Below are 23,918 nucleotides of genomic sequence, written 5' to 3'. Positions count from 1 at the left end.
TGTCTTCCACTGCTCAACTCTCATCTGTTGCCTAGAGTTCCCAGTAGGGAACCGGGCCATAGAGCTCGGCCAGATAGTCGATGAAGAGGCGAACCTTGGCCGGCAAAAACTGCCGGCTGGGATAGACCGCAGACAGCGCCACGTTGCGCGATCCTTCATAGGCCGGCAGCACCTGCACGAGCTTGCCGCTCTTGAGTTCCTCGCCGACATCCCAGGTGGAGCGCAACGCGATGCCCAGCCCGGCAATCACCGCCTCGCGGATCACCTCGCTCGAATTGGTAACAAGCATGCCCTCCGGCCGCAGGCTCATCGCGCCGCCTGGACCTTCGAGCCGCCAGGCATCGTTGTTATGTGCGGGCAGGCAGCGATGGTTCTTCAGGTCCTCAATGCTTTGCAGCATCCCATGCGCTTCGAGATAGGAGGGTGCAGCACAGAGCAGGCGCCGGACCGGCGCAAGCCGTCTGGCGACGAGGCTCGAATCGGCAAGCTCGGCAATGCGGATTGCAAGGTCGAAACCGCCGCCGACGATATCGCTGAATTCATCCGTCAACACGAGGTTGATCACAAGCTCCGGATGCGCGTCCATGAATGTCTTGAGATGCGGCGCGATATGCATGCGGCCGAACGAGGTTGGTGCCGAGATCTTCAATGTGCCGTGCATCAGCGCCGAGCGGCCGGAGATGTAATATTCCGCTTCCTCCAGACCGGCGAGGATGCCGAGCACGCGATCATAGAAACCCTGGCCGGCCTCGGTCAGCGAAATCTGCCGGGTGGTGCGTTGCAAGAGCCGTGTGCCGAGCCTGTCTTCCAGCCGTTTGATACGCTTCGAAACAACGGCCGGCGAAAAGCCGAGCACGCGCCCGGCAAGCGACATGCTGCCGGTCGAAACGACCTTGGCAAATATCTCGAGATCACCCAGATTTGTCATATTGGTTTTAGACTTTTTCCCTTTTGGCATAAATGCCTAGCATTTGCGCCAGTTTCGGGAAAGTGCTAAGCCGAACGGGCCGGTTGTCGTGGAGGACGCGCCGGTTTCGCCGCCATTCGTCCGAAGGAAGCGCGCCATGTCCGACGCCATCTCTTTTCTCGCTCCGCGTGCCGATGTGCTGGCCCGCCGCCGCCAGATCGTCGGCGATCTCGTCGACCTGCTGCCGCCCGAATGTCTCGTTCATGAAGCGCGCGAACTCGTGCCCTTCGAAACCGACGCATTCGTTGCCTATCGCCGTGTGCCGCTTGCCGTCGCCTTGCCGCGCACCACCGCCGAAGTCGCGGCCGTGATGAAATATTGCCATCGCTACGGCATTCCGGTCGTGCCGCGCGGGGCAGGCACGTCGCTCTCGGGCGGCGCCATCCCGCAGGAGGATGCGGTCGTGATCGGCCTTTCGAAGATGAACCGCATTCTGGAGGTCGATTATCAAAACCGCGCGGCCGTCGTCCAAGCAGGTGTCACCAACCTCAACATCTCAGAATCCGTCTCCGCGGACGGCTTCTTCTATGCACCCGATCCCAGTTCGCAATTGGCCTGTACCATCGGCGGCAACATCGGCATGAACTCCGGTGGCGCGCACTGCCTGAAATACGGCGTCACGACCAACAACCTGCTGGGCGTGAAGATGGTGCTGGCGGATGGAACCGTCATTGAGCTCGGTGGCAAGGCGCTGGATGCCGGAGGTTACGACCTGCTGGGGTTGGTCTGCGGCCACGAGGGCCAACTCGGCATCGTCACCGAAGCGACGGTCCGTCTGATCGCCAAGCCCGAGGGCGCGCGGCCGGTGCTCTTCGGTTTCGATACGTCCGAGGAGGCAGGCTCCTGTGTTGCCGATATCATCGCGGCAGGCATCATCCCCGTGGCGATCGAGTTCATGGATAAGCCGGCAATCGAGATATGCGAGGCCTTTGCCCATGCGGGGTACCCACTCGATGCCGGCGCGCTGCTGATCGTCGAGGTCGAGGGCTCGGAGGCGGAAATGGACGACACGCTGAAAAGCATCGTCGAGATCGCCCGCCGCCATGGCGTAAAGACCATCCGCGAAAGCCAGTCAGCGACGGAGGCGGCGCAGATATGGAAGGGCCGCAAGTCCGCATTCGGAGCCACGGGCCGGGTCGCGGACTATATCTGCATGGATGGCACGGTGCCGCTCAGTCAGCTTTCCTACGTGCTGAAAAAGACGTCGGAGATTGTCGATTCCTACGGCCTTCGCGTCGCAAACGTCTTTCACGCCGGCGATGGCAACATGCACCCTTTGATCCTTTTCAATGCCAACGATCCGGAAGACGCAGCGCGCGCGGAGGCCGCGGGCAACGATATCCTGAAGCTCTGCGTCGATGCCGGCGGCTGTCTCACGGGCGAACATGGCGTCGGCATCGAGAAGCGCGAGCTGATGCGGCATCAGTTCTCCGACGTGGATCTCTCCCAGCAGATGGCGGTGCGCGCCGCCTTCGATCCCGGCTGGCTGCTCAATCCATCCAAGGTCTTTCCGCTAGACGGACGCGGCGCCACATGACCGATTTTCTGCCGGAGACGGACAAGGCCGCAGCCTCGATCATCCGTGAACACGCGGCCGCGGGCAGGGCGCTTGCCGTATGTGGCGGCAACACGCGCTCGGGCTTCGGCAATGCCGTGAAGGCGGAGGACCGGTTGTGCTCGACTGGTCTGACCGGGATCGTCTCCTACAATCCCGGCGAGATGGTCATGACCGTGCGTGCCGGAACGCCGCTTGCGGAGGTCGAGGCGGCGCTTGCGGGAAACGGCCAGATGCTGGCTTTCGAGGCGATGGACCACCGCCCAGTCATGGGCACGTCCGGTGAGCCGACCATCGGCGGCGTCTTTGCCGCCAACGTCTCCGGTCCTCGCCGCTTCGTCGCGGGCGCCGCACGCGACAGCCTGCTCGGCATCCGCTTCGTCAACGGCAAGGGCGAGATCGTCAAGGCGGGAGGACGGGTGATGAAGAACGTCACCGGCCTCGATCTCGTCAAGCTTCTCACCGGTTCGCACGGCACGCTCGGTCTATTGACGGAAGTCACCTTCCGCGTGCCGCCGCGGCCGAAAACAGAAGAGACGATCGTCATCTCCAGCCTCAACGACGCGGAAGCGGCGGGCGCGATGGCCGCCGCGATGGCGCAGCCAGTCGAGGTCTCAGGGGCTGCTCACCTTCCCTTGACCGTTACCTGGAAATTCCTTGGCGGCAAGCTGCCGGAGGGCGAGGCGACCATTCTCAGGATCGAAGGTCTGCCTGGCTCCGTCGAAGCGCGCGCTGAAAAGCTGGCCTCGGCGATGTCGGCCTTCGGCACGGTCGCGAGATTGGGTGAGTTCGCCAGCCGCCAGCTCTGGCGCGAAGTCCGCGATGTGCTTCCTTATGCTGATGGAACGATGCGTCCGGTCTGGCGCGCGTCCGTCGCCCCGACCATCGGCCATCAGCTCGTCGCCGCCCTCCGCCTCGAAGCCGGCGTCGATGCGTTTTACGACTGGCAGGGCGGCTTGGTCTGGATGCGAATGGAGGCGGATCCAGAGGCGGAGCTGATCCGCCGCGTCGTCAAGGCGCTCGGAGGTGGCCATGTCACGCTGATCCGGGCAAGTGACACGGCGCGCGCTGCCGTGTCGGCGTTCCAGCCGCAGCCTGAAGCCGTCGCGCAGCTTTCTGCGCGGGTGAAGGAGAAATTCGATCCCGTGGGAATACTCAATCCGGGAAAGATGGGGTGATATGATGGCCGTTATCCGATCGTGGCAGCACCCCCCTCTGTCCCTACGGGACATCTCCCCCATAAGGCGGGAGATCGGCAATAGACGGGTTGCCCCACTTCCGCACCCGCGTGCCCTGAGAGACAATGAGCCCGCCTCATCCGATCTCCCTCCTTGTGGGGGAGATGTCCGGCAGGACAGAGCGCGGTATGCCTCCCTACGGCCGGGAGTTGCCTGATGCAAACCAACTTCACCGCCGAGCAGCTAACCGATCCGCATGTCGCCGAATCCGAGAAGATCCTGCGCAAATGCGTGCATTGCGGCTTCTGTACCGCGACGTGTCCCACCTATGTGACGCTCGGCAACGAGCTCGATAGCCCGCGTGGCCGCATCTATCTCATCAAGGACATGCTGGAGAACGGCCGGGCCGCCGATGCCGAAGTGGTGATGCATATCGACCGCTGTCTTTCCTGCCTTGCCTGTGTGACGACCTGTCCATCCGGCGTCGACTACATGCATCTCGTCGATCATGCCCGGGCGCATATCGAGAAGACCTATAAACGTCCGTTCATGAACCGGGTCACGCGCGGCATTCTGGCGGCGGTGCTGCCCTATCCGGGCCGCTTCCGCTTGGCATTGAAGCTTGCACAGGTCGGTAGACCGCTCAAGGGTCTGATGCGTGCGCCAGCCTTGAAGCCCTTTGCCGCGATGCTGGCGCTTGCGCCGCGGCACATTCCAGCGCCGTCGCCCTTCTCACGGCCGGCGGTCTATGCTCCGAAGGTGGAAATGCGCGGCCGGGTCGCGATCCTGACCGGCTGCGCCCAGCCGGTCCTCGATCCCGCCATCAACGAAGCGGCGATCAGGCTTTTGACGCGCTTCGGCATCGAGGTCGTGGCGCCTCTTGGCGAGGTCTGCTGCGGCTCGCTGGTGCATCACATGGGCCGCGAGGAACAGGCGCTTGCAAGCGCAAGAGCGAATGTCGACGTCTGGATGCGCGAGATCGAAAAGGGCGGTCTGGACGCAATCATCATCACCGCCTCCGGCTGCGGCACGACGATTAAGGACTACGGCCACATGCTCCGCCTCGATACCGCCTATGCAGAAAAGGCGGCGCGCATCTCGGCACTGGCGAAGGACGTCACGGAATACCTGGCCTCGCTGGACCTGCCTGCCACTATGCCGAAGGGCCTGACGGTCGCCTATCATTCTGCCTGCTCCATGCAGCACGGCCAGAAGATCACCATGGCGCCGAAGCAGCTTCTGAAAGCGGCCGGCTTCACGGTGCGCGATCCGGCGGAAGGTCATCTCTGTTGCGGCTCGGCCGGAACCTATAACATCATGCAGCCGGATATCTCTGAGGCACTGAAGGCGCGCAAGGTGAAGAATATCGAGGTGACGAAGCCGGATGTGATCGCGACCGGCAATATCGGCTGCATCACGCAGATCGCCACCGGTACGGCGATCCCAATTCTGCATACGGTTGAATTGCTTGATTGGGCCTATGGTGGCGAGATACCGCAAAAATTAAGAGGTTTTTCCGCTAGCGTGAGACCGGCCGGTTTTCGGCCGGTCACGGAGTTCGGCGCTATGCGGCGTACAATCACTTTGCTTGCAGGTTTGCTTGGCGCGGCAGGTGCCGCTCACGCCGACAGCCGCTTCTTTTGCTCGACGGACGATAATAGCGCCCGGTTCACGATCGAAAGCGGCTTTCAGGACGAGGCAGGCCATAAGCTTAATCATTTCCGCGGCGCGCTGATGGTCAAGAATGCCTCGGTTCCCGGCGCTTTCAGGAAACGCGTGTTCGATTCCAGCAAACTCACGAACCGCTGGTCGCATGACGGTGAACTCCGCCTCGAGATTTTCGATGATGGCGGCGAAGATGCCAAAGACCAGTCGCTGAGCCTCGTCATTCTCGCCGAAGGCCGCGGGAAGAACTTTTCAGGTACCTACGGACTGATGATCAGCGGGGACGGAAAGCCGTTCACCGCCAGCGGCAAGGTCAGCTGCGGCTCCAAGTGAGCCGCGCCGGATTGAACAGGCCGTAACAATTTCACCTGACGTCGATATGAAAGGGCGGCGCAAAGCCGCCCTCGTCATCAGGTCATCAGCGACGTATCAGCCGCCACCGAAGACAGTGCGCAGCACGTCGATGCCCCTGTCCTGGAACGCGACGTTGCCCTGCTTGTTGCCGGGGCCGATGACGATCACCTTCGTGCCGACCGGAGCGCGTGAATAAAGGTGCATGACGTCGTTGTTCATCATGCGGATGCAGCCGGAAGACATATTGAGGCCGATCGTCCACGGCTGATTGGTGCCGTGGATGCGAAAAATGGTGTCGCGGCCGCCCTTATAGAGATACATGGCGCGTGCACCGAGCGGATTGTCCTCGCCGCCCTCCTGGAAGGCCGGAATGATGTGGCCCTTGCGGGCTTCGCGGACACGCATCTCGGCTGGCGGCGTCCAGCTCGGCCATTCTGCCTTGCGGCCGACCTTGACGACGCCCGACCAGCCGAAGCCGTCGCGGCCGACACCAATGCCGTAGCGCGTGGCGCGGTTCTTCGACTCGACGAAGTAGAGATACTTGTTGTTGGTATCGACGATGATCGTCCCGGGTGCTTCGTCGGTTACGAGCCGCACGAGCTTGCGCTTATATTGCGGCTTGACGAACTTCGATTGCGCGACGCGGACGACCGGCGCTGCATCGCGCGCCGGTTGGGCAACGGCGGGCGTTATTGCGACGGAAAACGCAATGCCGGCGGCCATGAGGCCGGAGGCGACTTTCAGCATGATTGATTCCCCTCAAAAGCAAGATCGGGCTGAAGCTACCTGAACTTCAGCCCGATTCAAGATCAGTTGCCGCCACCATAGCAATTTTTGAGTGTGCCGGCCGGCTGTTCTTGCAGAGCGGAACTAAATCCGGCCATTACATGACGATAACGCGCGTACCCACGGTGACGCGTTCGTAAAGGTCGACAACGTCTTCGTTGCGCAGGCGGATGCAGCCGGAGGAAACGGCGCTGCCGATTGTCCAGGGCGCGTTCGTGCCGTGGATACGGTAAAGCGTCGAGCCGAGATACATGGCGCGGGAGCCGAGTGGGTTCTCCGGGCCGCCATCCATGCGTGCGGGCAGGTAATGCCCTTTCGCGGCTTCGCGGCTGATCATGTCGGAAGGTGGCGTCCAAATCGGCCATTCCGATTTGCGGGTGATCTTGTGCACGCCGGCCCACTCGAAGCCCGGCTTGCCGACGCCGACGCCATAACGTCGCGCCTTGCCGTTCGCCATCACGAGATAGAGAAAGCGGTTGTTGGTGTCGATGACGATCGTCCCCGGTCTTTCCTTGGTCTGGTAATCGACCATCTGCGGTAGATATTGCGGCTCGATCTGATGGCGGATCACCGGTACTCCGGGATGAACGGACGCGACCTGCTGCGCGGCCGGTGCGCGGCGGAAGAACCGGCGCTGGAAGAAGCCGAAGCCACGCTGCTGTACGGCAGGGCGCTGATAGACGACAGGGCGGACGCTACCGCCGCCGAGTTGGTTGAGCCACGGCGCGGTGAGATCGGGGCTGAGAACGACGGGCGGGCGGCTCGCATAACGATCGTCGCCGAGCGTCGGTGAGGCAAGAAGGCCAATCAGGCCGGCGGCAATCAAGATGGATTTCATCATCGGACGGACTCTCTACAAAATGGCCGAAAATGCATGAAGGCGGCATTTCCGCCTGCTGGGATGCTGCCACCATCCCGCGAGCGAATGGTAAAGATCGATTCATTAGAAGCCGGCCGGCGGAATAAACTTTTCGTCAGGGTTACTGTTCGATTTGGAAACAAGGTTGGCAAATGGTAAAGCCGGATTTTCGAGTGCAGGAGCTGCGGAGAAGAATGAGCGAATCGGGCGTTATCACCGGCGAAGACGGCAAGAGCCGCTGCCATTGGCACGCGAATCTCCCCGACTACATGCGTTATCATGATGAGGAATGGGGCCGTCCCGTGACCGATGATATCCGTCTCTTCGAGAAAATCTGCCTCGAGGGTTTTCAGTCCGGTCTCTCCTGGCTGACGATTCTGCGCAAGCGCGAGAGTTTCCGCGCCGCCTTCGCAGGCTTCGATTTCGAAAAGATCGCGCTCTTCGACGGGCAGGATATCGAGCGTTGCCTCGCCGACGCCGGAATCGTCCGCCACCGCGGCAAGATCGTGTCAACGATCAACAATGCCAGGTGCGCGATCGCGCTACGGACCGAATTCGGCTCGCTCGCGCATTACTTCTGGAGCTATGAGCCGCAACTTCACGAACGTCCGACCCGTGTTGACCGCCAGCATGTGGCGGCCAATCCGACGACGCCGGTTTCTATCAGGATATCGAAGGATTTGAAGAAGCGCGGCTGGACCTTTGTCGGTCCGACCACAGTTTATGCCTTCATGCAGGCAATGGGTCTCGTCAACGATCATATCGAAGGCTGCTTTTGCCGCGCCGAAGTGGAGGCGATGCGCGCGGCATTGCTACGCCCATGAAAGCTTGGATCGGAACCGTTGCGGCAGTCCTATTGTCCGCTACGGCGGCATTTGCCCAGGCGCCGCCGCTCGATCCCGGCGAGAAGCTGGAGAAGCTCCAGTTTCCGGCTGTTACCATGCAGATCAAAGGCTGGACCAAATTCGGCAACAGCCATGTCTATACCCTGCCGGTGCGCGCCGGCCAGCACGTGAAGATCAGTTTCACGACCAAGAGCCAGTTCGCCTTTCTTGCGATCTTCGACCTTTCGAAGCCGGATGACGAAGCCTTCTTCGGCACCGACGAGGACGGCACGACGCTTGATGTGACCGTAAAGGAAAACACCACGTGGTTTCTGCGGCCTTATTATTCCAAGGCCTCGCCGCGCCGTGGCCTTGGAGCGCCCTATACGCTGCTCGTCGAGCCTCAGCCAGCCGGCGAGCCGCAGCCCGCCACCCCGCAAGAGCCTGAGCGCCGTTCGCTTTTTCCGCCCGCCCCTTCGAAATCCGGCACCGGCGAGTAGGTCAGGGTAATCCGTCGAGCAGGCCGCGAAGCTCGCCGAGATGGGCGATCTTGCGAAAGCGCGGCGCATCCTTCGGTTCGTCGACGTGCTCGAGAACCCAGGTCAGCTCATGTGGCACGAAGACGCCGTAACTGCCGGCGGCAATTGCCGGCACGATGTCGGATTTCAGTGAATTGCCGACCATCATCGCCCGTTCCGGCCCATCGCCGACCTTCGCGAAAATCCGGCGATAGGTGACCGCGGTCTTCTCTGAGACGATCTCGACGGCATCGAAGAAATCGCCGAGGCCCGATTGGGCGAGCTTGCGTTCCTGGTCGAACAGGTCGCCCTTGGTGATCAGTACCAGCAAATAATTTCCGGCCAGTGCTTCCAGCGTTTCGCGCACATGCGGCATGGTCTCGACCGGATGGGACAGAAGATCGCGGCCCGTATCGAGAATTTGGGCGATCACGCTCGTCGGCACTTTGCCTTCGGTGATTTCGATCGCCGTCTCGATCATCGACAGCGTGAAGCCTTTTATGCCAAAGCCATAGTGGCTGAGGTTGCGCTTTTCGGATTCCAGCAGGCGTTCCGAAATCTTCGGACCCTCGGCGAAATCGGCGAGCAATTCCCTGAAGTGCTCTTCGGTCAGCCGGTAGTATTGTTCGTTCTGCCAAAGCGTGTCATCGGCATCGAAGCCAATCGTCGTCAGCGCATGCTTGCTCATCTCAGGCTCCTGCAACCCATGAAGCCGCAATCTATTGAGCGGCCGCGTCGAGACAAGGGCTTTTGCTTTTTCGTCGCAGCACGCTGCAGCGGCGTTGAAAAGCAAACAATCGGGATTAGGTAAATAACGCCTACCCTGCAGCCAGCCCCGGCTGTGCCTGATATGTGCAGGCCGATAATCAAAAAATATCGCTCAGCAGTCCGCAAGCGCCCGCTTGCGGCCGACACAAGGAAATTTCTCTATGCGATACAATCAACTCGGAAATACGGGACTTTTCGTCTCGGAAATCTGCCTCGGCACCATGACATTCGGCGAAGCGGTCGGCGGCACAATGTGGGCCTCGATTGCCGACGTGGACCAGAAGGCGGCGGATCAGATCGTCGCGCGCTCGCTTCAAGCCGGTGTCAATTTCATCGATACCGCCGACGTATACTCCTCTGGCGAGTCCGAAAGGTTGCTCGGCCAAGCGCTGAAGAACCTCGACGTCCCACGCAAGGACGTCGTCATCGCCACCAAGGTTTACGGCGTGATGGGCGACAAGCCGAACGATCGCGGCGCGTCGCGTGGCCACATCATGGATTCCGTCGAAACCAGCCTGAAGCGGTTGCAGACGGATCACATTGATCTCTACCAGATCCATGCAACCGATCCCGTGACGCCGATCGACGAGACGTTGCGTGCTCTCGACGATCTCGTCTCACGCGGTCTGGTGCGCTATATCGGCGTCTCCAACTGGCAGGCATGGCGGATCGCCAAGGCGCTCGGCATTTCCGAGCGCCGCGGCTTTGCCCGCTTTGAGACCGTCCAGGCCTACTACTCCATCGCCGGCCGCGATCTCGAACGCGAAATCGTGCCGCTGATGAATGAGGAGAAGATCGGGCTGATGGTCTGGTCGCCGCTCGCCGGCGGACTGCTCTCCGGGAAGTTTGGCCCGGGTGCGCCTGGGAACGGCGAGGGCCGCCGCGCCAGTTTCGATTTCCCGCCGGTGGACAAGGACAGAGCCTGGGCCTGTGTTACCGTCATGCGCGAGATCGCCGAAAAACACGGCAGCAGCGTTGCGACCGTCGCACTCGCCTATGTTCTCGCCAAGCCCTTCGTCACCAGCGTCATCATCGGCGCCAGACGCATCGATCAGCTCGACCAGAACCTTGCCGCCGTCAAGCTGAAGCTCGATGCCGGCGACATGCAAAAGCTCGATGAGGTCAGCGCGCTAGCACCGGAATATCCGGGCTGGATGCTGACCCGCCAGGGTGCCGCCCGCCGTCCGGAACCCTTCGAGCCGAACGCCTGAGAATAGAAAACGGAAACGCCGATGCGTGAAGCATCGGCGTTTCCGTTGCCTTCGGCGGTTAGCTTATTTCGCGTGGGCCTTAAGCCAGGCGTTCATGTCTGCGATCTCCGCTTCCTGGGCCTTGATCACCGCTTCGGCGAGTTTGCGGATGTTCGGATCCTTGCCGTATTGCAGCTCGATCTTTGCCATGTCGATCGCATCCTGATGATGCGGGATCATGCTGCGAACGAAATCGGCATCGGCATCGCCCGTCATTTCAATCGCCATATCCTCGTGCATCTTGGCGTTCGCCTCGGCAAAGGCCTGGCTTGAAGGCCCCTGGACGCCCGTCGGCTTGCTCATGTTCATCTGCATATTCATATGCATCGGCTTATCCTGGGCAAGCGCCGGGGCGGCGAAGGCGAAGGCTGCAGTAAAGGCGATAATTTTCAAAGACATGGGACTTCCTTCCTCTGTCTGACATGAGTGCTTATGCGCGGCAGATACCGCGCTTCGGTACACGGAAAGTATTGTCAGACGAGGCGGGGAGGCGGCGCGTGCGGGGCAGGACGAAGATCGGCGAGCGCATGCGCAACGCCCGGTGAAGGATAGGCGAAAACAGGTTTCGCGCTAGTATCGATCATGAGCGGCGGCGGTACGATAAGACATACAGCGCAAAAGGCCATATGCGCCGCGTCGCCTGTTGTGCAGGGATCCTTGCTCGTGTCAGTCTTTTCATGAGCCGCCATGTCCATACCGGCCATATCGCGATGAGTTTCGGCCACGATAGGCTGTTGCATCGACGCGCACATGGGGCAGCCCGCCAGCGCGGACATCGCGCTGTAGAACAGCCAGCCGAAAAGCATCGTCGTGATGGCGAAGACACGCATGCCACCAAGATAGGCACGCCCGGTAGGGAAGCCAAGCGGCCCATGTGTGAATTTCAAAGCTTGGCCGCCTCGCGCAGCGCCTCGTTGATGCGGCCCTGCCAGCCCTTGCCGGTCGTCTTGAAGGCATCGATCACATCCGGATCGAGGCGCAGCGAGATCTGCCGCTTCGGTTTTTCGACCCCCGGCCGCCCGCGCGAACGGCGGATGCCCTCGGCAAGCTCAGGGAAGACTTCGGCAAACGGGCGAGCCTTCTTGAAGTCCTCTCCAGTCCATTCGGGATTGTCGGAGACCTCGTCCCGGTCCTGCTTGGAATAGCCTCTGCCTTCCCGAAATTCGGTCTGTCTGGGTCTCAATTTTCTTGGACGTCATTCAGCAGCCTCCTTTCGTTCTTGCGTGCGGGGTCTCATGGAAATTATCGAGATGCCTTCGATGCCCAGTTTTGCAAAGATCGCGGCAATCGCCCATCGCAAAGCGCCTGATCGCCATGATTCGTCTACGCTTTGCCCGGCGCAGAATACGGCAAATTAAAAGTGATATGATAAATCATTGATTGTATCGACGATGGCCTGCAATTCAGTAGGCGGCAATGACCTTGTGGATGATCTGGTAGTCGGCGTTTTCTTCGCCGAGCGGTGCGACCGGCCATGACCAGTTGGCCCGGGCTGCAGGCGGCGCAATGCGATGCAATAGGTCGGCTTCCTCGTGGGTTTTGCCGTTGCGGTCGATGACGGCATAGGAGACGTCGGTGAGGAGGCAAGTTCGGCAGGGTAGGGCAGCCAAGCCGGATAGATGAGCGCCGAGCAGTCGCGCGACGGTGTCGTCCGGCATCCCGTTCGGCTGCTCCGCCTCGATACGCCGCTTCACGCCGCGGCCGATCTGCGAGAGCAGGTTCGCAGAGACGACGAAATCGAGATAGGGCACAGTTCGCAGGAAGCCGAGCGGCTCCGCGTTCTGCCCTGCCGCAACTTCGTCATAACCGGAGAGATCGCGCTCGATCAGCCGGACATTGCGGTAGCCCTTCGCGTGCAGCCAAAGGCGCACCGAAGCGACGTGCAGGAGATCGACAAGAACGACCGTATCGAAACTCTTCGAAAGTGCGCCGATCGGCACGTCGCGGAGCAGGCCGGAGCCGAGCACGACGGCGGTGCGTTTCTGACGAAGACCGTCCATCGCGGAGAGGATGGCTGTACGGCTGTTCTCCTCATGCGTCGCCCATTCCCGGCTGCAGCGCCGGGCGCGGGACCAGAGATTGATCGAATAGCGGATGAACCTGCGGTTCGCCTTGCCGGTAACGGGCAGCGTCGCGAGATAGTGAAGCGCTTCAGTGATCATGGTCGGTCCCGCAATTCGGTGGGCTGTCCTTCGATCTTCGATTCCGGCTTGCGCTTCAAGTCCCTTCGCCCTTGCCGCACCCCGCCCAATCCGCTAGGAAACCGCCACTGTCACGATTGAGCGGAATGCGTTGGAAATGAACGACAAGCAGAAGAAACCACAAAAGCTCAAGGCTCGCCTGCCGCGCGGCTTCATCGACCGTTCGGCCGCCGATATCCGCGCCGTCAACGAGATGACCGCGAAGATCCGCGAAGTCTACGAGCATTATGGTTTCGATCCCGTCGAAACGCCGCTCTTCGAATATACCGATGCGCTCGGCAAGTTCCTGCCGGACAGCGACCGCCCGAACGAGGGCGTCTTCTCACTGCAGGACGACGACGACCAGTGGATGAGCCTGCGCTACGACCTGACGGCGCCGCTCGCCCGCCACGTCGCGGAGAATTTCAACGAGATCCAGCTTCCCTACCGCACCTACCGCGCCGGCTACGTCTTCCGCAACGAAAAGCCGGGCCCCGGCCGCTTCCGCCAGTTCCTGCAGTTCGACGCCGACACCGTCGGTGCCCCGGGCGTCCAGGCCGATGCGGAAATGTGCATGATGATGGCCGATACGCTGGAAGCGCTTGGCATCAAGCGCGGGGATTATGTGATCCGGGTGAATAACCGCAAGGTTCTTGACGGTCTGATGGAAAAGATCGAAGTGTCGGACCCCCTTCAGAAGCTTGCCGTTCTTCGCGCGCTGGATAAGCACGATAAGTTTGGTGCAGACGGCGTAATCCAGCTGTTGGGGACTGGCCGCAAGGATGAAAGTGGTGATTTCACTAAAGGTGCAGGTCTTGCTCAGACCCAAATCGGCCTGATCATTCCTTTTCTATCCGGCTCTAGCCTCACACCCGCAGATCAGTCTCGAAGCAGGGTCCATCCGTTGATAGGACGCCCTTCCAAAGAAGACGACATCCTTTGGGTCGACAATTCTTGGAACTCCATCGAGGCTGCTAGGGGGATTGTGGGTGAAACGCCAAGCGGGAACGCTGGGATTGAGGAACTTGAGCTGATGTTGGCGCTGTTCGAACAGGCAGGATACGGGCCAGATCGAATAGCTATCAACACGACTGTTATTCGCGGCCTCGAATACTACACCGGCCCGGTCTACGAAGCCGAACTTCTTTTCGACGTCACCAACGAAAAAGGCGAAAAGATCGTCTTCGGCTCCGTCGGCGGCGGCGGGCGTTACGACGGCCTCGTCTCCCGCTTCATGGGCCAGCCGGTTCCGGCGACGGGTTTCTCGATCGGCGTCTCGCGCCTGATGACGGCGCTGACAAACCTCGGCAAGCTCGGCCAGAGCGAGGTCGTCGAGCCGGTGCTTGTCACCGTCATGGATGGCGATGTCGAAAGCATGGGGCGCTATCAACGCATGACGCAAGAGCTGCGCGCCGCCGGCATCCGCGCCGAGATGTACCAGGGAAACTGGAAGAAATTCGGCAACCAACTGAAATATGCCGACCGCCGCGGCTGCCCGATCGCCATCATCCAGGGGGGCGACGAGCGTGCTGAGGGCGTCGTGCAGATCAAGGATCTGATCGAAGGCAAGCGCCTGTCCGGCGAGATCGAGGACAATGCCAGTTGGCGCGAGGCGCGTGTGGCGCAGGAAACCGTCGCCGAGGCAGATCTGGTGGCCAAGGTGAAAGAGATTTTGGCGGCGCAGACGGAGGATCGCGCGAAGGCGGGGTCGAATGCGTAGTTTTCCCCTCCCCAACCCTCCCCACAAGGGGGAGGGGGCATGTTGGCGGTTGGCGCTTGCCGTTCCATCCTTCTTGCGTTGCGGTCTGTTCCGCAGTGGCGCGGCAGTTCTAACGCTCCCCCTTGTGGGGAGGGTCGGAGCGAGGCGGAGGGGAGGGGTTTTCTCTTTCGGCGGCCGCCGCAGGTTAGTCCCTCCCCCTTGTGGGGAGGGGTCGGGGAGGGGACTTTATTTGGGAGCCACCCCATGCCCCTGATCAACCTGCCCGACTTCGCCGGTGATCTGCTGGATGAATTTGCCGCCCGCAAGACGGAGCGGATCGATACGCCGGTCATCCAGCGGGCCGAGCCCTTCCTTGACATCGCCGGCGAAGATCTCCGCCGCCGCATCTTCATGACGGAGAGCGAGACCGGCGCCAGCCTCTGCCTGCGCCCGGAATTCACCATTCCCGTTTGCATTCGCCACATCGAGGCGGCGACCGGTACGCCGAAGCGCTATTCCTATCTCGGCGAGGTTTTCCGCCAGCGCCGCGAGGGCGGAAACGAATTCTATCAGGCAGGCATCGAAGACCTCGGCGACATCAATATCGCCAGCGCCGACGCCCGCGCAATCAGCGATGCGACCGATATTCTCGCACGGCTTCTTCCCGGCAAGCGCTTGTCAGTCACGCTTGGCGATCAAGCCGTTTTCGAAGCCGTGGTCCAGGCGCTCGGCCTGCCGCTCGGCTGGCAGAAGCGGCTGATCCACGCCTTCGGCAACATGGGCCAGCTTGAAGCGCTGCTCGCAAGCCTCGTCAGCCCGCAATTCGTGACCGGCCTGGATGACGATGTCGCCCGGCTGGTTGCCGCCGACGACGAGGCGGCACTCATCGCCTACATTGACGCGACGATGCAGAGGACGGGTTATTCCTCGAACGCCAGCCGCTCGCCGGCCGAAATCGCCCGCCGCCTGAAGGAGAAACTGGTCCTTTCCGAAACGCGCCTCAATGACGCGGCCTTCCGCGTGCTGGAAGAGTTCCTGTCCCTCAGCGTGCCACTCGTCAACGCGTCGGCTGCCCTGGCGGGTTTTGCCGATACTGCCGGCCTGAAGCTCGGCAACGCGCTCTCCCGCTTCGATGGCCGGGTGGCCGCCCTCGGCAATGCCGGGATCGATCTTGCCTCCGTCGGCTATCGCGCCGCCTTCGGCCGCCCGCTCGATTATTACACCGGCCTTGTCTTCGAGGTGGGCATCCAAGGATCGTCCGCCGTGCTCGCAGGCGGCGGCCGCTTTGACAAACTGTTGACGCTGCTGGGCGCCAGGGACCGCATTCCGGCCGTCGGCTTCTCGCTCTGGCTCGACCGCATCGAAACGGAAAGGGCGGCCCCATGACCATCACCATCGCGCTGCCTTCCAAGGGCCGGATGAAGGACGATGCCTCGGCGCTCTTCGAACGCGCCGGCATGACGATCGCATCGGTCGGCAATGACCGCTCCTATCGCGGCCGTGTCGAGGGCTGGGACGACGTCGAGATCGCCTTCCTCTCCGCCTCTGAAATCTCGCGCGAACTCGGCAACGGTACGGTGGACTTCGGCGTGACCGGTGAAGACCTCGTGCGGGAAGGCCTGGCGGAAGCTGACAAACGGGTGGAAATCTGCGCCCGCCTCGGTTTCGGCCGCGCCGACGTGGTGGTGGCCGTTCCGGAGATTTGGCTCGATGTCGATACGATGGCCGATCTCGGCGACGTTGCGGCCGATTTCCGCGCCCGCCATGGCCGGCGTTTGGCGATCGCGACCAAGTACTGGCGGCTGACGCAGCAGTTCTTCTCCAGCCAGCATGGCATCCAGCTTTATCGTATCGTCGAAAGCCTTGGCGCGACGGAGGGGGCTCCCGCCTCCGGCTCGGCCGACATCATCGTCGACATCACCACGACGGGCTCCACCTTGAGGGCAAACCATTTGCGGGTGCTGAACGACGGCGTGATCCTGCGCTCGGAAGCCTGCCTTGTCCGCGCCCGCAAGGACAGTCACGCCAACGAGCCGTCTGTGGCAAGGATTGTCGACGCGGTCCGCAACGCCCTTTAATTTTAGCGCAGACCAAATGAAAAACCCGCCGTCTTCCGACAGCGGGTTGTCTTATGTTTGGGAGGTGTTGCGCGCTTAGGCGGCGACGGCATATGCGCCGCGGCGTGCGTCGAGCGAATAGGCGCCTGGGCCGAAGGTGGCGAGGAGGATATAGGCGCCAGCCAGTGTCAGGTTCTTCATCAGCATGATCTGGTTGAGCAGGTTGATCCAGCCATTGGCTGCAGCCGGGAAATCCGGAAGGTTGATCGTGCCGCTGTGGAAGACGAACCCAGTGAAGGCGCAGAAGACGGCGAGCGCCCAGCCGGCGATGCGGGTCTGGAAGCCAACGAGGACAGCAACGCCCGCAACAAGCTCAAAGAGGCCAGCGGCAAAGGCCAGAAGCGTCGCGGCAGGAAGGCCGGCGCCGGCAATCATGCCGGCCGTACCGGCCGGATCGGCAAGCTTGCCGAAGCCGGACATGATGAACATGAACGAAAGCAGGATGCGGGCAACAAGAAGGACGATGTTATTGGTATTCGACATGGACGTGATCTCCGTTTGAATTGCTCTGGAGGTCCCCGTGCCCCGGCACCGTTTGAACCCCGATTGGCCGGTGTTGTCGCCTTTTTTAGCTGCAGTGAGAAGATAAACAAAAGAGGATGGTTTGTTCACTAATCTGAAACGATCACTCCCGTTGAACGGCTTGTCTTTTGCTCCGCCGGTCTTCTATGTTCGGCCTCCACCCCCAGGAGAAACCGCATGGCAGACCTTTCCGCATTTCCGATCACCAAGCGCTGGCCGGCGCAGAACCCGAATATGGTTCAGCTTTATTCGCTGCAAACGCCGAACGGCGTGAAGGTATCGATCGCCCTGGAAGAACTTGGCCTGCCTTACGAGCCTCATTACATCTCCTTCGGAACCAACGATCAGAAGTCCCCCGAATTCCTCTCGCTCAATCCGAACGGCCGCATCCCGGCGATCATCGATCCGAACGGGCCGGGCGGAAAGCCGATCGGCCTTTTCGAATCCGGTGCGATTCTCCTCTATCTCGCGGAAAAGACCGGCCAACTCCTACCGCCGGATGCTGCGGGTCGCTACGAGACCATCCAGTGGGTATTCTTCCAGATGGCGAGCATCGGCCCGATGCTCGGCCAGTTCGGCCACTTCTACAAATTCGCGGCCGACAAGGTCGCCAACAATTCCTATCCGATGGAGCGTTACCGCGACGAAGCCAAGCGGCTGCTGAGCGTGCTGGAAGCTCGCCTGAAGGGACGGCGGTGGATCATGGGCGACGCCTACACCATAGCGGACATCACCACATTCCCATGGATCCGCGGCGCCGATGTCTTCTACGGCGGCCGGGAAGTCCTGGACTACGCGAAGTTCCCGTCCGTCATGGCCTGGCTCGATCGTTGCATTGCGCGCCCGGCCAGCGCCAAGGGCCTGAACATCCCCGTGAAGCCGGAGGAGTAGTCCGGCCCAAAGGAAGGGGCCGGCCACGGGACCGGCCTCTAAAATTTGCGGCTTTGCTTGACGTGCTCTACGCACCCGGCCTTGATGACCTCGGCACGATCCGATTGGTTTGCGAGGCCGTGACGAAACCCGTCAACGTTGTGATGGGAATGCCCGGCGCAACATTCTGCGTAGCTGAGTTGGCGGAAGCGGGCGTCAAACGGATCAGCGTCGGTTCGGGGTTGGCGAGGCTCGCCTTCGGCACTTTCGTGAATGCGGCGCGGGAAATGCGATCGGCAGGTACCTTCCATTTCTCAGACCAGGCTATGGGCTTTGCGGAGTTGGAGGGGTTTTTCACCGGAGCAACGAAGGCATGAGAATGTCGCAGAAATCCCTGACATTCGCTTCCAATTCCGTTGTCGCTGAAAAGCCTTCTGCATTCTAGTTAAGGCCGGCCACAGGACCGGCCTTTTCTATTCCTAGGAAGCTTGGCGGCCTGCGGTCTGGTTGGCGCCTTCCAGCTTGAAGCGTGGGAAGAGGAAGACTCCCGCCATGCTACCGCTGAATTTTTCCTCCACTCCGCTCGACTCGCCCATGCAGAAAACCGGCTGGAGCAGGCCGTTCGGCATGATGATCGTGGTGGAAAAACAGAAGGACGATGAAAGCGTTGCAGCTTGCTCGAAAAGCGCGAGGATATGGGCGCGATCTTTCGGATCGTAGCAGCGCAGCAGGCTCAAAAGGCCGCATTCCTGCATCGAAAAGCCATGCAGCGTGCTGCTCCAATCGCCGAGGCGGATGATACCGCTCGAAAATTCTCCGGTCCAGGACTCCGAAACCGAAAACTGCGCAAGCATTTCCTGGTTGTGATGGGCCATATCCAGCGAGCCAGGCATCAAGGGGGCGGCAACAGTTGCTTTGGCGATCTTAAACAAGGGGTTCCCCGGTTCGGGCGCAGTCTTCGCTGCGCTGTAGTCTGAGCGAAACAGGGTCATACGGCGCCGGGCATCATGCCTGCGGTCTGGAACCTCGATCGCCGGCGGGGGCATTGAGGCTTGCTCTTGCTTATCGCGGAGACGTTCGTGGCCGAATGTTCGCGCATGTTACAATCGCGTTGCGGCGTCGCTGGCGGGCGAAAAACGTTCCTCGAACGCGCATCAATTGCAGCGCGGATTTATAGGAGCTTTTCGCCAAACGGCAACGGCTTTTTCAAGGCTAATTCCCTAGCGCGCCAAGGCCGTGCGGCCGGCAACGTGTCTTGAAACAGCCGACAGAAGATGAAAAATCCTCAATTTCTGATCGATTATGACGAATTTCACATCTCAAAGCGGCAGTTTCTGCCTATGCAAATGCGTCTCGGATCGGGATTTGAGCGCTTACCGAAAATCTGGCGGCGCAAGCTTGGCGCAAGCTCCAGGCTGGTGGCGGCAGGAGGGCAAGCCAAGTTAAACGTTTTACCAAGTCGGCGGCTTTGCCCCGCGCATGCGCAGCTGTGAATCGCGCTCAAAACAAAAAGGGCGGCCCGAAGACCGCCCTTCCTGAACTGAACCGGATGGCTCAGATGCGAGACCTCAGTCTCACATCATGTCCATACCGCCCATTCCGCCCATGCCGCCCGGCATGCCAGCCGGAGCGTCCTTCTTCGGCAGCTCGGCGATCATGGCTTCCGTGGTGATCAGCAGCGAAGCAACCGAAGCTGCGTTCTGCAGAGCCGTGCGGACGACCTTGACCGGGTCGACGATACCCATGGCGATCATATCGCCATATTCGCTCGTCTGGGCGTTGTAGCCGTAGTTGTCGTCATTTTTGTCGAGGATCTTGCCAACGACGATCGAAGCTTCGTCACCAGCGTTGTCAGCGATCTGGCGAACCAGCGACTGCAGCGACTTGCGAACGATGTTGATGCCGGCTTCCTGGTCGTCGTTCACACCCTTGGACGTGATCTTGACGGAGGAACGGAGCAGGGCAACGCCGCCGCCGGGGACGATACCTTCCTGAACAGCAGCGCGCGTCGCATTGAGGGCGTCGTCGATGCGGTCCTTCTTTTCCTTCACTTCGACTTCCGTCGAGCCGCCGACGCGGATGACGGCAACACCACCGGCGAGCTTGGCAAGACGTTCCTGCAGCTTTTCGCGGTCGTAGTCGGAGGTGGTTTCTTCGATCTGCGCCTTGATCTGGGCAACGCGGCCTTCGATGTCCGACTTGGCGCCGGCGCCGTCGACGATCGTGGTGTTTTCCTTGGAGATCGAAACCTTCTTGGTGCGACCGAGCATGTCGAGGGTAACGGACTCGAGCTTGATGCCGAGGTCTTCGGAGATCACCGTGCCGCCCGTCAGGATGGCGATGTCCTCGAGCATGGCCTTGCGGCGGTCGCCGAAGCCCGGAGCCTTGACGGCAGCGATCTTCAGGCCGCCGCGCAGCTTGTTGACGACGAGTGTTGCAAGCGCTTCGCCTTCGACGTCTTCAGCGATGATGAGCAGCGGCTTGCCGGTCTGGACGACAGCTTCGAGAACCGGGAGCATCGACTGCAGGTTCGAGAGCTTCTTCTCGTGCAGAAGGATGTAGGCGTCGTCGAGGTCAGCAACCATCTTTTCCGGGTTAGTCACGAAGTACGGGCTGAGGTAGCCACGGTCGAACTGCATGCCTTCGACGACTTCGAGTTCGGTTTCGGCGGTCTTGGCTTCTTCGACGGTGATGACGCCTTCGTTGCCAACCTTCTGCATGGCTTCGGCAATGTCGAGACCGACCTGCCGGTCGCCGTTTGCAGAGATCGTGCCGACCTGCGCAACTTCTTCCGAGGTCGAGATCTTCTTGGCCTTGGCCTGGAGATCCTTGACGACTTCAGCAACGGCAAGATCGATGCCGCGCTTGAGGTCCATCGGGTTCATGCCGGCGGCAACCGCCTTGTTGCCTTCGCGGATGATCGACGCAGCCAGAACGGTCGCGGTCGTGGTACCGTCGCCGGCGATGTCGTTGGTCTTCGAAGCAACTTCGCGGACCATCTGGGCGCCCATGTTCTCGAACTTGTCGTCAAGTTCGATTTCCTTGGCGACCGAGACGCCGTCCTTGGTGATGCGCGGAGCGCCAAAGGACTTATCGATGATGACGTTACGGCCCTTGGGGCCGAGCGTTACCTTGACTGCGTCAGCGAGGATATCGACGCCGCGCAGCATCTTTTCGCGCGCGGTGCGGCCGAATTTAATTTCTTTAGCTGCCATTTTGAAAACTCCAGAATAGGGTTGTCAGCAATTTCGGGAAAAAGCGATCGGCTGGATCAGCCGATGATGCCCATGATGTCGGCTTCCTTCATGATCAGCAGATCTTCGCCGTTGATCTTGACTTCGGTGCCGGACCACTTGCCGAACAGAACGCGGTCGCCAGCCTTGACGTCGAGAGCGACGACCTTGCCGGACTCGTCGCGAGCGCCGGAACCGACGGCGACGATTTCGCCTTCCTGCGGCTTTTCCTTGGCGGTGTCGGGAATGATGATGCCGCCTTTAGTCTTTTCTTCGGATTCAACGCGGCGAACGACGACGCGGTCGTGAAGGGGGCGGAAGTTGGTGCTTGCCATTGTCTAATCCCTCGATCAAATGACATTCGCAGGCCGGGCGGCCCACATGGATGAGTGCTAGCACTCTCCGTTGAGGAGTGCTACCGCCGAGCATTTAGGGATGGCTCCAGAAGGAGTCAAGAAGACCCATCACGGAATTTTGTGCCGGAATTGTGAAGAGGGTGGGGAATTGTCTGAAGCATTGGCCGATTCGATGCCTTTGACTGCCTGAGCTTCGGCGGGCTTGCGGAAGCCGTCGCGTTTCTCTGGCAATCCTCCCGCGGTTTTTGCCGGCGATCGTCTGAAAATCCCTTGCCATCGCCGCATGCCTTTGCAATGTCACGCCTGACTGAAAGCAAATCGGGAAATCGGATGGCCAAGCGGATTGGAAGTTTTGCGGAGATCACCAGTCAGTATGATGCGGTGTTCTGCGATGTCTGGGGTGTGCTTCACAATGGCGTCGATCCTTTCCCGAAGGCCGCCACCGCACTGGAGGCCGCACGCGGCGAGGGGCTAGCCGTCATCCTCATCACCAATTCCCCGCGCATCGCCCCGCAGGTGGTCGCCCAGCTTCGCCAGATCGGCATCCAAGACGGTGCCTATGACCGCATCGTCACCTCCGGCGATGTTACCCGGCGCCTGATTGCCGAAGGCCCGAAAAAGGTCTTCCTGCTCGGCCCTGACCGCGATCTGGCGCTCATCGAAGGCCTCGGTGTTGAGCGCGTCGATGCGAAGGAGGCTGAAGCCGTGGTCTGCACTGGCTTCTTCGACGACGAGACGGAAAAGCCGGAAGACTATACGGAGATGCTCAAGTATTTTCAGGCGCGCAACGTGCCGATGATCTGCGCCAATCCCGATCTCGTCGTCGAGCGCGGCCATCGCATCATACCTTGCGCCGGCGCCATGGCTGCCTACTACCACCAGCTTGGCGGCGAGATCCGCATTGCAGGCAAGCCGCACGCGCCGATCTACGACGCCGTGCTGGCAACCGCGCACGAACTCCACGGCGATTTCCCGAAGAGCCGCATTCTCGCCATCGGCGACGGCATGCCGACGGATGTGCGCGGCGCTCTCGATTACGGCCTCGATCTTCTCTATATCAGCGGCGGTATTCACGCGAAGGAATACACGTTGAACGGCGAGACCGACGAGGCGATCCTGCATGCCTATCTCGAACGCGAGAGGGCCGCGCCCAAGTGGTGGATGCCGCGCCTCGCATAAGAAGAAGCCCGCCGATGACCGTTTTCCACCGCAATGAAACCCGCGAACCCTTGCCCGCTCATCTGAAGGGCGGGGTGATTGCCATCGGCAATTTCGACGGCGTGCATCGCGGCCATCAATCGGTGCTGAACCGCGCGCTGGAAATCGCCAAGGAACGCGGCATCCCGGCGCTAGTGCTGACCTTCGAGCCGCATCCCCGCACCGTCTTCAGGCCGGAAACGCCGGTTTTCCGTCTTACGCCGGCGCCGCTGAAAGCTCGCATCCTGGAGACGCTCGGCTTCAACGCCGTCATCGAATATCCCTTCGACCGCGAATTCTCGCAGCGCTCGCCGGACGATTTCATCCACGGCATCCTGAAGGATTGGCTCGGCGCCTCCGAAGTCGTCACCGGCTTCGATTTCCATTTCGGCAAGAACCGCGAGGGCGGCCCGGCCTTCCTGATGGATGCCGGTCACAAATACGGCTTCGGCGTCACGCTGATCGACGCCTTCCGCGACGAGAATGCCGAGGTCGTCTCCTCAAGCTATATCCGCACGCTCCTGAAGGACGGCAATGTCAGCGAAGCCGCAGCGGAGCTTGGCTACCGCTACACACTAGAGGCGGAGGTAATCGGCGGCGAAAAGCTTGGCCGCGAGCTTGGTTTCCCAACTGCCAACATGCAGCTTCCGCCGGAGGCCGAACTTGCCGCCGGCATCTATGCCGTTCGATTCCGCCTGGACGACGGCAGGCTTTACGATGGGGTTGCGAGCTACGGCCGCCGCCCGACGGTGATCGAAAACGGCACGCCGCTACTGGAGACCTACCTCTGCGATTTCAGTGGCGACCTCTACGGCCGGACCTGTTCCGTCTCCTTCTTCGGCTACCTGCGGCCCGAACTGAAGTTCGAGGGGTTGGAACCGCTCGTTGACCAGATCAAGCGCGACGAGCAGGAGGCGAGGGCGCTGCTTGCGGGTGTCCGGCCGCTTGGCGAACTCGACCTCAAGCTTTGTTTCGTCTGACGCCGCGACGCTGGTTCGCGCGGGCTCAAATCCCTCTTCC

24 protein-coding genes and 1 pseudogene are annotated in these 23,918 nt (G+C 61.0%); 13 read left to right on the top strand and 12 right to left on the bottom strand.

The window, feature by feature from the left end; all coding sequences use genetic code 11:
- Positions 1–31 precede the first annotated feature (31 nt).
- Complete coding sequence (locus ACZ9BX_RS11590; RefSeq protein WP_476217988.1) at positions 32–928, bottom strand: LysR family transcriptional regulator; 897 nt, start codon at positions 926–928, stop codon at positions 32–34.
- Between the two features lie 136 nt (positions 929–1,064).
- Here ACZ9BX_RS11590 and ACZ9BX_RS11585 point away from each other — a divergent pair, with 136 nt between their 5' ends.
- From ACZ9BX_RS11585 to glcF, 3 genes and pseudogenes are all read left to right on the top strand, one after another.
- Positions 1,065–2,504 (top strand): FAD-linked oxidase C-terminal domain-containing protein, encoded by a 1,440-nt coding sequence (locus tag ACZ9BX_RS11585; protein ID WP_476217986.1) that lies wholly within the window; start codon positions 1,065–1,067, stop codon positions 2,502–2,504.
- A complete protein-coding gene (locus ACZ9BX_RS11580) occupies positions 2,501–3,700 on the top strand; it encodes an FAD-binding protein (RefSeq protein ID WP_476217984.1) in 1,200 nt (399 codons plus the stop codon). Before ACZ9BX_RS11585 ends, ACZ9BX_RS11580 begins: the two co-directional genes overlap by 4 nt.
- A 216-nt stretch (positions 3,701–3,916) precedes the next feature.
- Positions 3,917–5,212, top strand: a pseudogene (gene glcF, locus ACZ9BX_RS11575) (glycolate oxidase subunit GlcF); the annotation flags it as partial.
- 582 nt (positions 5,213–5,794) lie between these two features.
- On the opposite strand, the gene ACZ9BX_RS11570 reads toward glcF, so the two are convergent.
- Entirely contained in the window at positions 5,795–6,466 is a 672-nt protein-coding gene (locus ACZ9BX_RS11570; RefSeq protein ID WP_027509996.1) for a L,D-transpeptidase, read from the bottom strand.
- Between the two features lie 136 nt (positions 6,467–6,602).
- A complete protein-coding gene (locus ACZ9BX_RS11565; protein WP_027509997.1) occupies positions 6,603–7,346 on the bottom strand; it encodes a L,D-transpeptidase in 744 nt (247 codons plus the stop codon).
- 212 nt (positions 7,347–7,558) lie between these two features.
- Here ACZ9BX_RS11565 and ACZ9BX_RS11560 point away from each other — a divergent pair, with 212 nt between their 5' ends.
- Together ACZ9BX_RS11560 and ACZ9BX_RS11555 are read left to right on the top strand one after the other, a co-directional pair.
- Entirely contained in the window at positions 7,559–8,188 is a 630-nt protein-coding gene (locus tag ACZ9BX_RS11560; protein WP_476217980.1) for a DNA-3-methyladenine glycosylase I, read from the top strand.
- Complete coding sequence (locus ACZ9BX_RS11555) at positions 8,185–8,688, top strand: hypothetical protein (protein WP_476217978.1); 504 nt, start codon at positions 8,185–8,187, stop codon at positions 8,686–8,688. The genes ACZ9BX_RS11560 and ACZ9BX_RS11555 overlap by 4 nt, the downstream gene beginning before the upstream one ends.
- Before the next feature lies 1 nt (position 8,689).
- On the opposite strand, the gene ACZ9BX_RS11550 is transcribed toward ACZ9BX_RS11555, so the two are convergent.
- Positions 8,690–9,394, bottom strand: a complete 705-nt coding sequence (locus tag ACZ9BX_RS11550) for an HAD family hydrolase (protein WP_476217976.1) — start codon at positions 9,392–9,394, stop codon at positions 8,690–8,692.
- Positions 9,395–9,635: 241 nt separating this feature from the next.
- On the opposite strand from ACZ9BX_RS11550, the gene ACZ9BX_RS11545 reads away from it, so the two are divergent.
- Positions 9,636–10,685, top strand: a complete 1,050-nt coding sequence (locus tag ACZ9BX_RS11545) for an aldo/keto reductase (protein ID WP_476217974.1) — start codon at positions 9,636–9,638, stop codon at positions 10,683–10,685.
- A gap of 63 nt (positions 10,686–10,748) precedes the next feature.
- On the opposite strand, the gene copM is transcribed toward ACZ9BX_RS11545, so the two are convergent.
- The 4 genes from copM to ACZ9BX_RS11525 form a co-directional block, all read right to left on the bottom strand.
- Complete coding sequence (copM, locus tag ACZ9BX_RS11540) at positions 10,749–11,123, bottom strand: CopM family metallochaperone (protein WP_476217973.1); 375 nt, start codon at positions 11,121–11,123, stop codon at positions 10,749–10,751.
- A 74-nt stretch (positions 11,124–11,197) separates the two neighbouring features.
- Positions 11,198–11,554: a hypothetical protein gene (locus ACZ9BX_RS11535; RefSeq protein WP_476219981.1), complete on the bottom strand. Its 357-nt coding sequence runs from the start codon at positions 11,552–11,554 to the stop codon at positions 11,198–11,200.
- A 53-nt stretch (positions 11,555–11,607) separates the two neighbouring features.
- The gene (locus ACZ9BX_RS11530) at positions 11,608–11,907 is read right to left on the bottom strand and encodes a BrnA antitoxin family protein (RefSeq protein WP_476217971.1); all 300 of its coding nucleotides are present in this window, start codon (positions 11,905–11,907) and stop codon (positions 11,608–11,610) included.
- A 220-nt stretch (positions 11,908–12,127) separates the two neighbouring features.
- Positions 12,128–12,886 carry a hypothetical protein gene (locus tag ACZ9BX_RS11525; RefSeq protein WP_476217969.1) on the bottom strand — a complete coding sequence of 253 codons (759 nt, stop codon included), beginning with the start codon at positions 12,884–12,886 and terminating at the stop codon, positions 12,128–12,130.
- Positions 12,887–13,022: 136 nt separating this feature from the next.
- Here ACZ9BX_RS11525 and hisS point away from each other — a divergent pair, with 136 nt between their 5' ends.
- From hisS to hisG, 3 genes are all read left to right on the top strand, one after another.
- A complete protein-coding gene (gene hisS / locus ACZ9BX_RS11520; protein ID WP_476217967.1) occupies positions 13,023–14,624 on the top strand; it encodes a histidine--tRNA ligase in 1,602 nt (533 codons plus the stop codon).
- A 243-nt stretch (positions 14,625–14,867) separates the two neighbouring features.
- Positions 14,868–15,989, top strand: coding sequence for an ATP phosphoribosyltransferase regulatory subunit (locus tag ACZ9BX_RS11515; protein WP_476217965.1), 1,122 nt, complete (start codon positions 14,868–14,870; stop codon positions 15,987–15,989).
- On the top strand, positions 15,986–16,681 hold the full coding sequence (hisG, locus tag ACZ9BX_RS11510) for an ATP phosphoribosyltransferase (RefSeq protein WP_476217963.1): 696 nt from the start codon (positions 15,986–15,988) through the stop codon (positions 16,679–16,681). Before ACZ9BX_RS11515 ends, hisG begins: the two co-directional genes overlap by 4 nt.
- A 75-nt stretch (positions 16,682–16,756) precedes the next feature.
- On the opposite strand, the gene ACZ9BX_RS11505 is transcribed toward hisG, so the two are convergent.
- On the bottom strand, positions 16,757–17,203 hold the full coding sequence (locus ACZ9BX_RS11505) for a DoxX family protein (protein ID WP_476217961.1): 447 nt from the start codon (positions 17,201–17,203) through the stop codon (positions 16,757–16,759).
- Positions 17,204–17,419: 216 nt separating this feature from the next.
- Here ACZ9BX_RS11505 and ACZ9BX_RS11500 point away from each other — a divergent pair, with 216 nt between their 5' ends.
- Together ACZ9BX_RS11500 and ACZ9BX_RS11495 are read left to right on the top strand one after the other, a co-directional pair.
- Complete coding sequence (locus ACZ9BX_RS11500; RefSeq protein WP_476217959.1) at positions 17,420–18,133, top strand: glutathione binding-like protein; 714 nt, start codon at positions 17,420–17,422, stop codon at positions 18,131–18,133.
- 62 nt (positions 18,134–18,195) lie between these two features.
- Positions 18,196–18,489 (top strand): isocitrate lyase/phosphoenolpyruvate mutase family protein, encoded by a 294-nt coding sequence (locus ACZ9BX_RS11495; RefSeq protein WP_476217957.1) that lies wholly within the window; start codon positions 18,196–18,198, stop codon positions 18,487–18,489.
- A 102-nt stretch (positions 18,490–18,591) separates the two neighbouring features.
- Here the strand turns inward: ACZ9BX_RS11495 and ACZ9BX_RS11490 are convergent, their stop codons facing one another.
- The 3 genes from ACZ9BX_RS11490 to groES form a co-directional block, all read right to left on the bottom strand.
- Positions 18,592–19,044, bottom strand: coding sequence for a hypothetical protein (locus tag ACZ9BX_RS11490; RefSeq protein WP_476217953.1), 453 nt, complete (start codon positions 19,042–19,044; stop codon positions 18,592–18,594).
- Between the two features lie 642 nt (positions 19,045–19,686).
- Positions 19,687–21,327 (bottom strand): chaperonin GroEL, encoded by a 1,641-nt coding sequence (gene groL / locus ACZ9BX_RS11485; protein ID WP_100773020.1) that lies wholly within the window; start codon positions 21,325–21,327, stop codon positions 19,687–19,689.
- Between the two features lie 56 nt (positions 21,328–21,383).
- Positions 21,384–21,680 carry a co-chaperone GroES gene (gene groES / locus ACZ9BX_RS11480; RefSeq protein WP_004675403.1) on the bottom strand — a complete coding sequence of 99 codons (297 nt, stop codon included), beginning with the start codon at positions 21,678–21,680 and terminating at the stop codon, positions 21,384–21,386.
- A 351-nt stretch (positions 21,681–22,031) separates the two neighbouring features.
- On the opposite strand from groES, the gene ACZ9BX_RS11475 reads away from it, so the two are divergent.
- Together ACZ9BX_RS11475 and ACZ9BX_RS11470 are read left to right on the top strand one after the other, a co-directional pair.
- Complete coding sequence (locus tag ACZ9BX_RS11475; RefSeq protein WP_476217950.1) at positions 22,032–22,880, top strand: TIGR01459 family HAD-type hydrolase; 849 nt, start codon at positions 22,032–22,034, stop codon at positions 22,878–22,880.
- A 14-nt stretch (positions 22,881–22,894) separates the two neighbouring features.
- On the top strand, positions 22,895–23,878 hold the full coding sequence (locus ACZ9BX_RS11470) for a bifunctional riboflavin kinase/FAD synthetase (RefSeq protein ID WP_476217948.1): 984 nt from the start codon (positions 22,895–22,897) through the stop codon (positions 23,876–23,878).
- The last annotated feature ends 40 nt before the right edge of the window (positions 23,879–23,918 follow it).

This window comes from Rhizobium sp. USDA 3886, from assembly GCF_056279785.1.
Note: the sequence above shows the minus strand (reverse complement) of the source record. Positions and strands in the feature narration are given on the sequence as shown.

Coding starts and splice junctions, on each gene's coding strand:
- ACZ9BX_RS11590 (WP_476217988.1), bottom strand. CDS start 928: ATGACAAATCTGGGTGATCTCGAGATATTTGCCAAGGTCGTTTCGACC.
- ACZ9BX_RS11585 (WP_476217986.1), top strand. CDS start 1,065: ATGTCCGACGCCATCTCTTTTCTCGCTCCGCGTGCCGATGTGCTGGCC.
- ACZ9BX_RS11580 (WP_476217984.1), top strand. CDS start 2,501: ATGACCGATTTTCTGCCGGAGACGGACAAGGCCGCAGCCTCGATCATC.
- ACZ9BX_RS11570 (WP_027509996.1), bottom strand. CDS start 6,466: ATGCTGAAAGTCGCCTCCGGCCTCATGGCCGCCGGCATTGCGTTTTCC.
- ACZ9BX_RS11565 (WP_027509997.1), bottom strand. CDS start 7,346: ATGATGAAATCCATCTTGATTGCCGCCGGCCTGATTGGCCTTCTTGCC.
- ACZ9BX_RS11560 (WP_476217980.1), top strand. CDS start 7,559: ATGAGCGAATCGGGCGTTATCACCGGCGAAGACGGCAAGAGCCGCTGC.
- ACZ9BX_RS11555 (WP_476217978.1), top strand. CDS start 8,185: ATGAAAGCTTGGATCGGAACCGTTGCGGCAGTCCTATTGTCCGCTACG.
- ACZ9BX_RS11550 (WP_476217976.1), bottom strand. CDS start 9,394: ATGAGCAAGCATGCGCTGACGACGATTGGCTTCGATGCCGATGACACG.
- ACZ9BX_RS11545 (WP_476217974.1), top strand. CDS start 9,636: ATGCGATACAATCAACTCGGAAATACGGGACTTTTCGTCTCGGAAATC.
- copM (WP_476217973.1), bottom strand. CDS start 11,123: ATGTCTTTGAAAATTATCGCCTTTACTGCAGCCTTCGCCTTCGCCGCC.
- ACZ9BX_RS11535 (WP_476219981.1), bottom strand. CDS start 11,554: ATGCGTGTCTTCGCCATCACGACGATGCTTTTCGGCTGGCTGTTCTAC.
- ACZ9BX_RS11525 (WP_476217969.1), bottom strand. CDS start 12,886: ATGATCACTGAAGCGCTTCACTATCTCGCGACGCTGCCCGTTACCGGC.
- hisS (WP_476217967.1), top strand. CDS start 13,023: ATGAACGACAAGCAGAAGAAACCACAAAAGCTCAAGGCTCGCCTGCCG.
- ACZ9BX_RS11515 (WP_476217965.1), top strand. CDS start 14,868: ATGCCCCTGATCAACCTGCCCGACTTCGCCGGTGATCTGCTGGATGAA.
- hisG (WP_476217963.1), top strand. CDS start 15,986: ATGACCATCACCATCGCGCTGCCTTCCAAGGGCCGGATGAAGGACGAT.
- ACZ9BX_RS11505 (WP_476217961.1), bottom strand. CDS start 17,203: ATGTCGAATACCAATAACATCGTCCTTCTTGTTGCCCGCATCCTGCTT.
- ACZ9BX_RS11500 (WP_476217959.1), top strand. CDS start 17,420: ATGGCAGACCTTTCCGCATTTCCGATCACCAAGCGCTGGCCGGCGCAG.
- groL (WP_100773020.1), bottom strand. CDS start 21,327: ATGGCAGCTAAAGAAATTAAATTCGGCCGCACCGCGCGCGAAAAGATG.
- groES (WP_004675403.1), bottom strand. CDS start 21,680: ATGGCAAGCACCAACTTCCGCCCCCTTCACGACCGCGTCGTCGTTCGC.
- ACZ9BX_RS11475 (WP_476217950.1), top strand. CDS start 22,032: ATGGCCAAGCGGATTGGAAGTTTTGCGGAGATCACCAGTCAGTATGAT.
- ACZ9BX_RS11470 (WP_476217948.1), top strand. CDS start 22,895: ATGACCGTTTTCCACCGCAATGAAACCCGCGAACCCTTGCCCGCTCAT.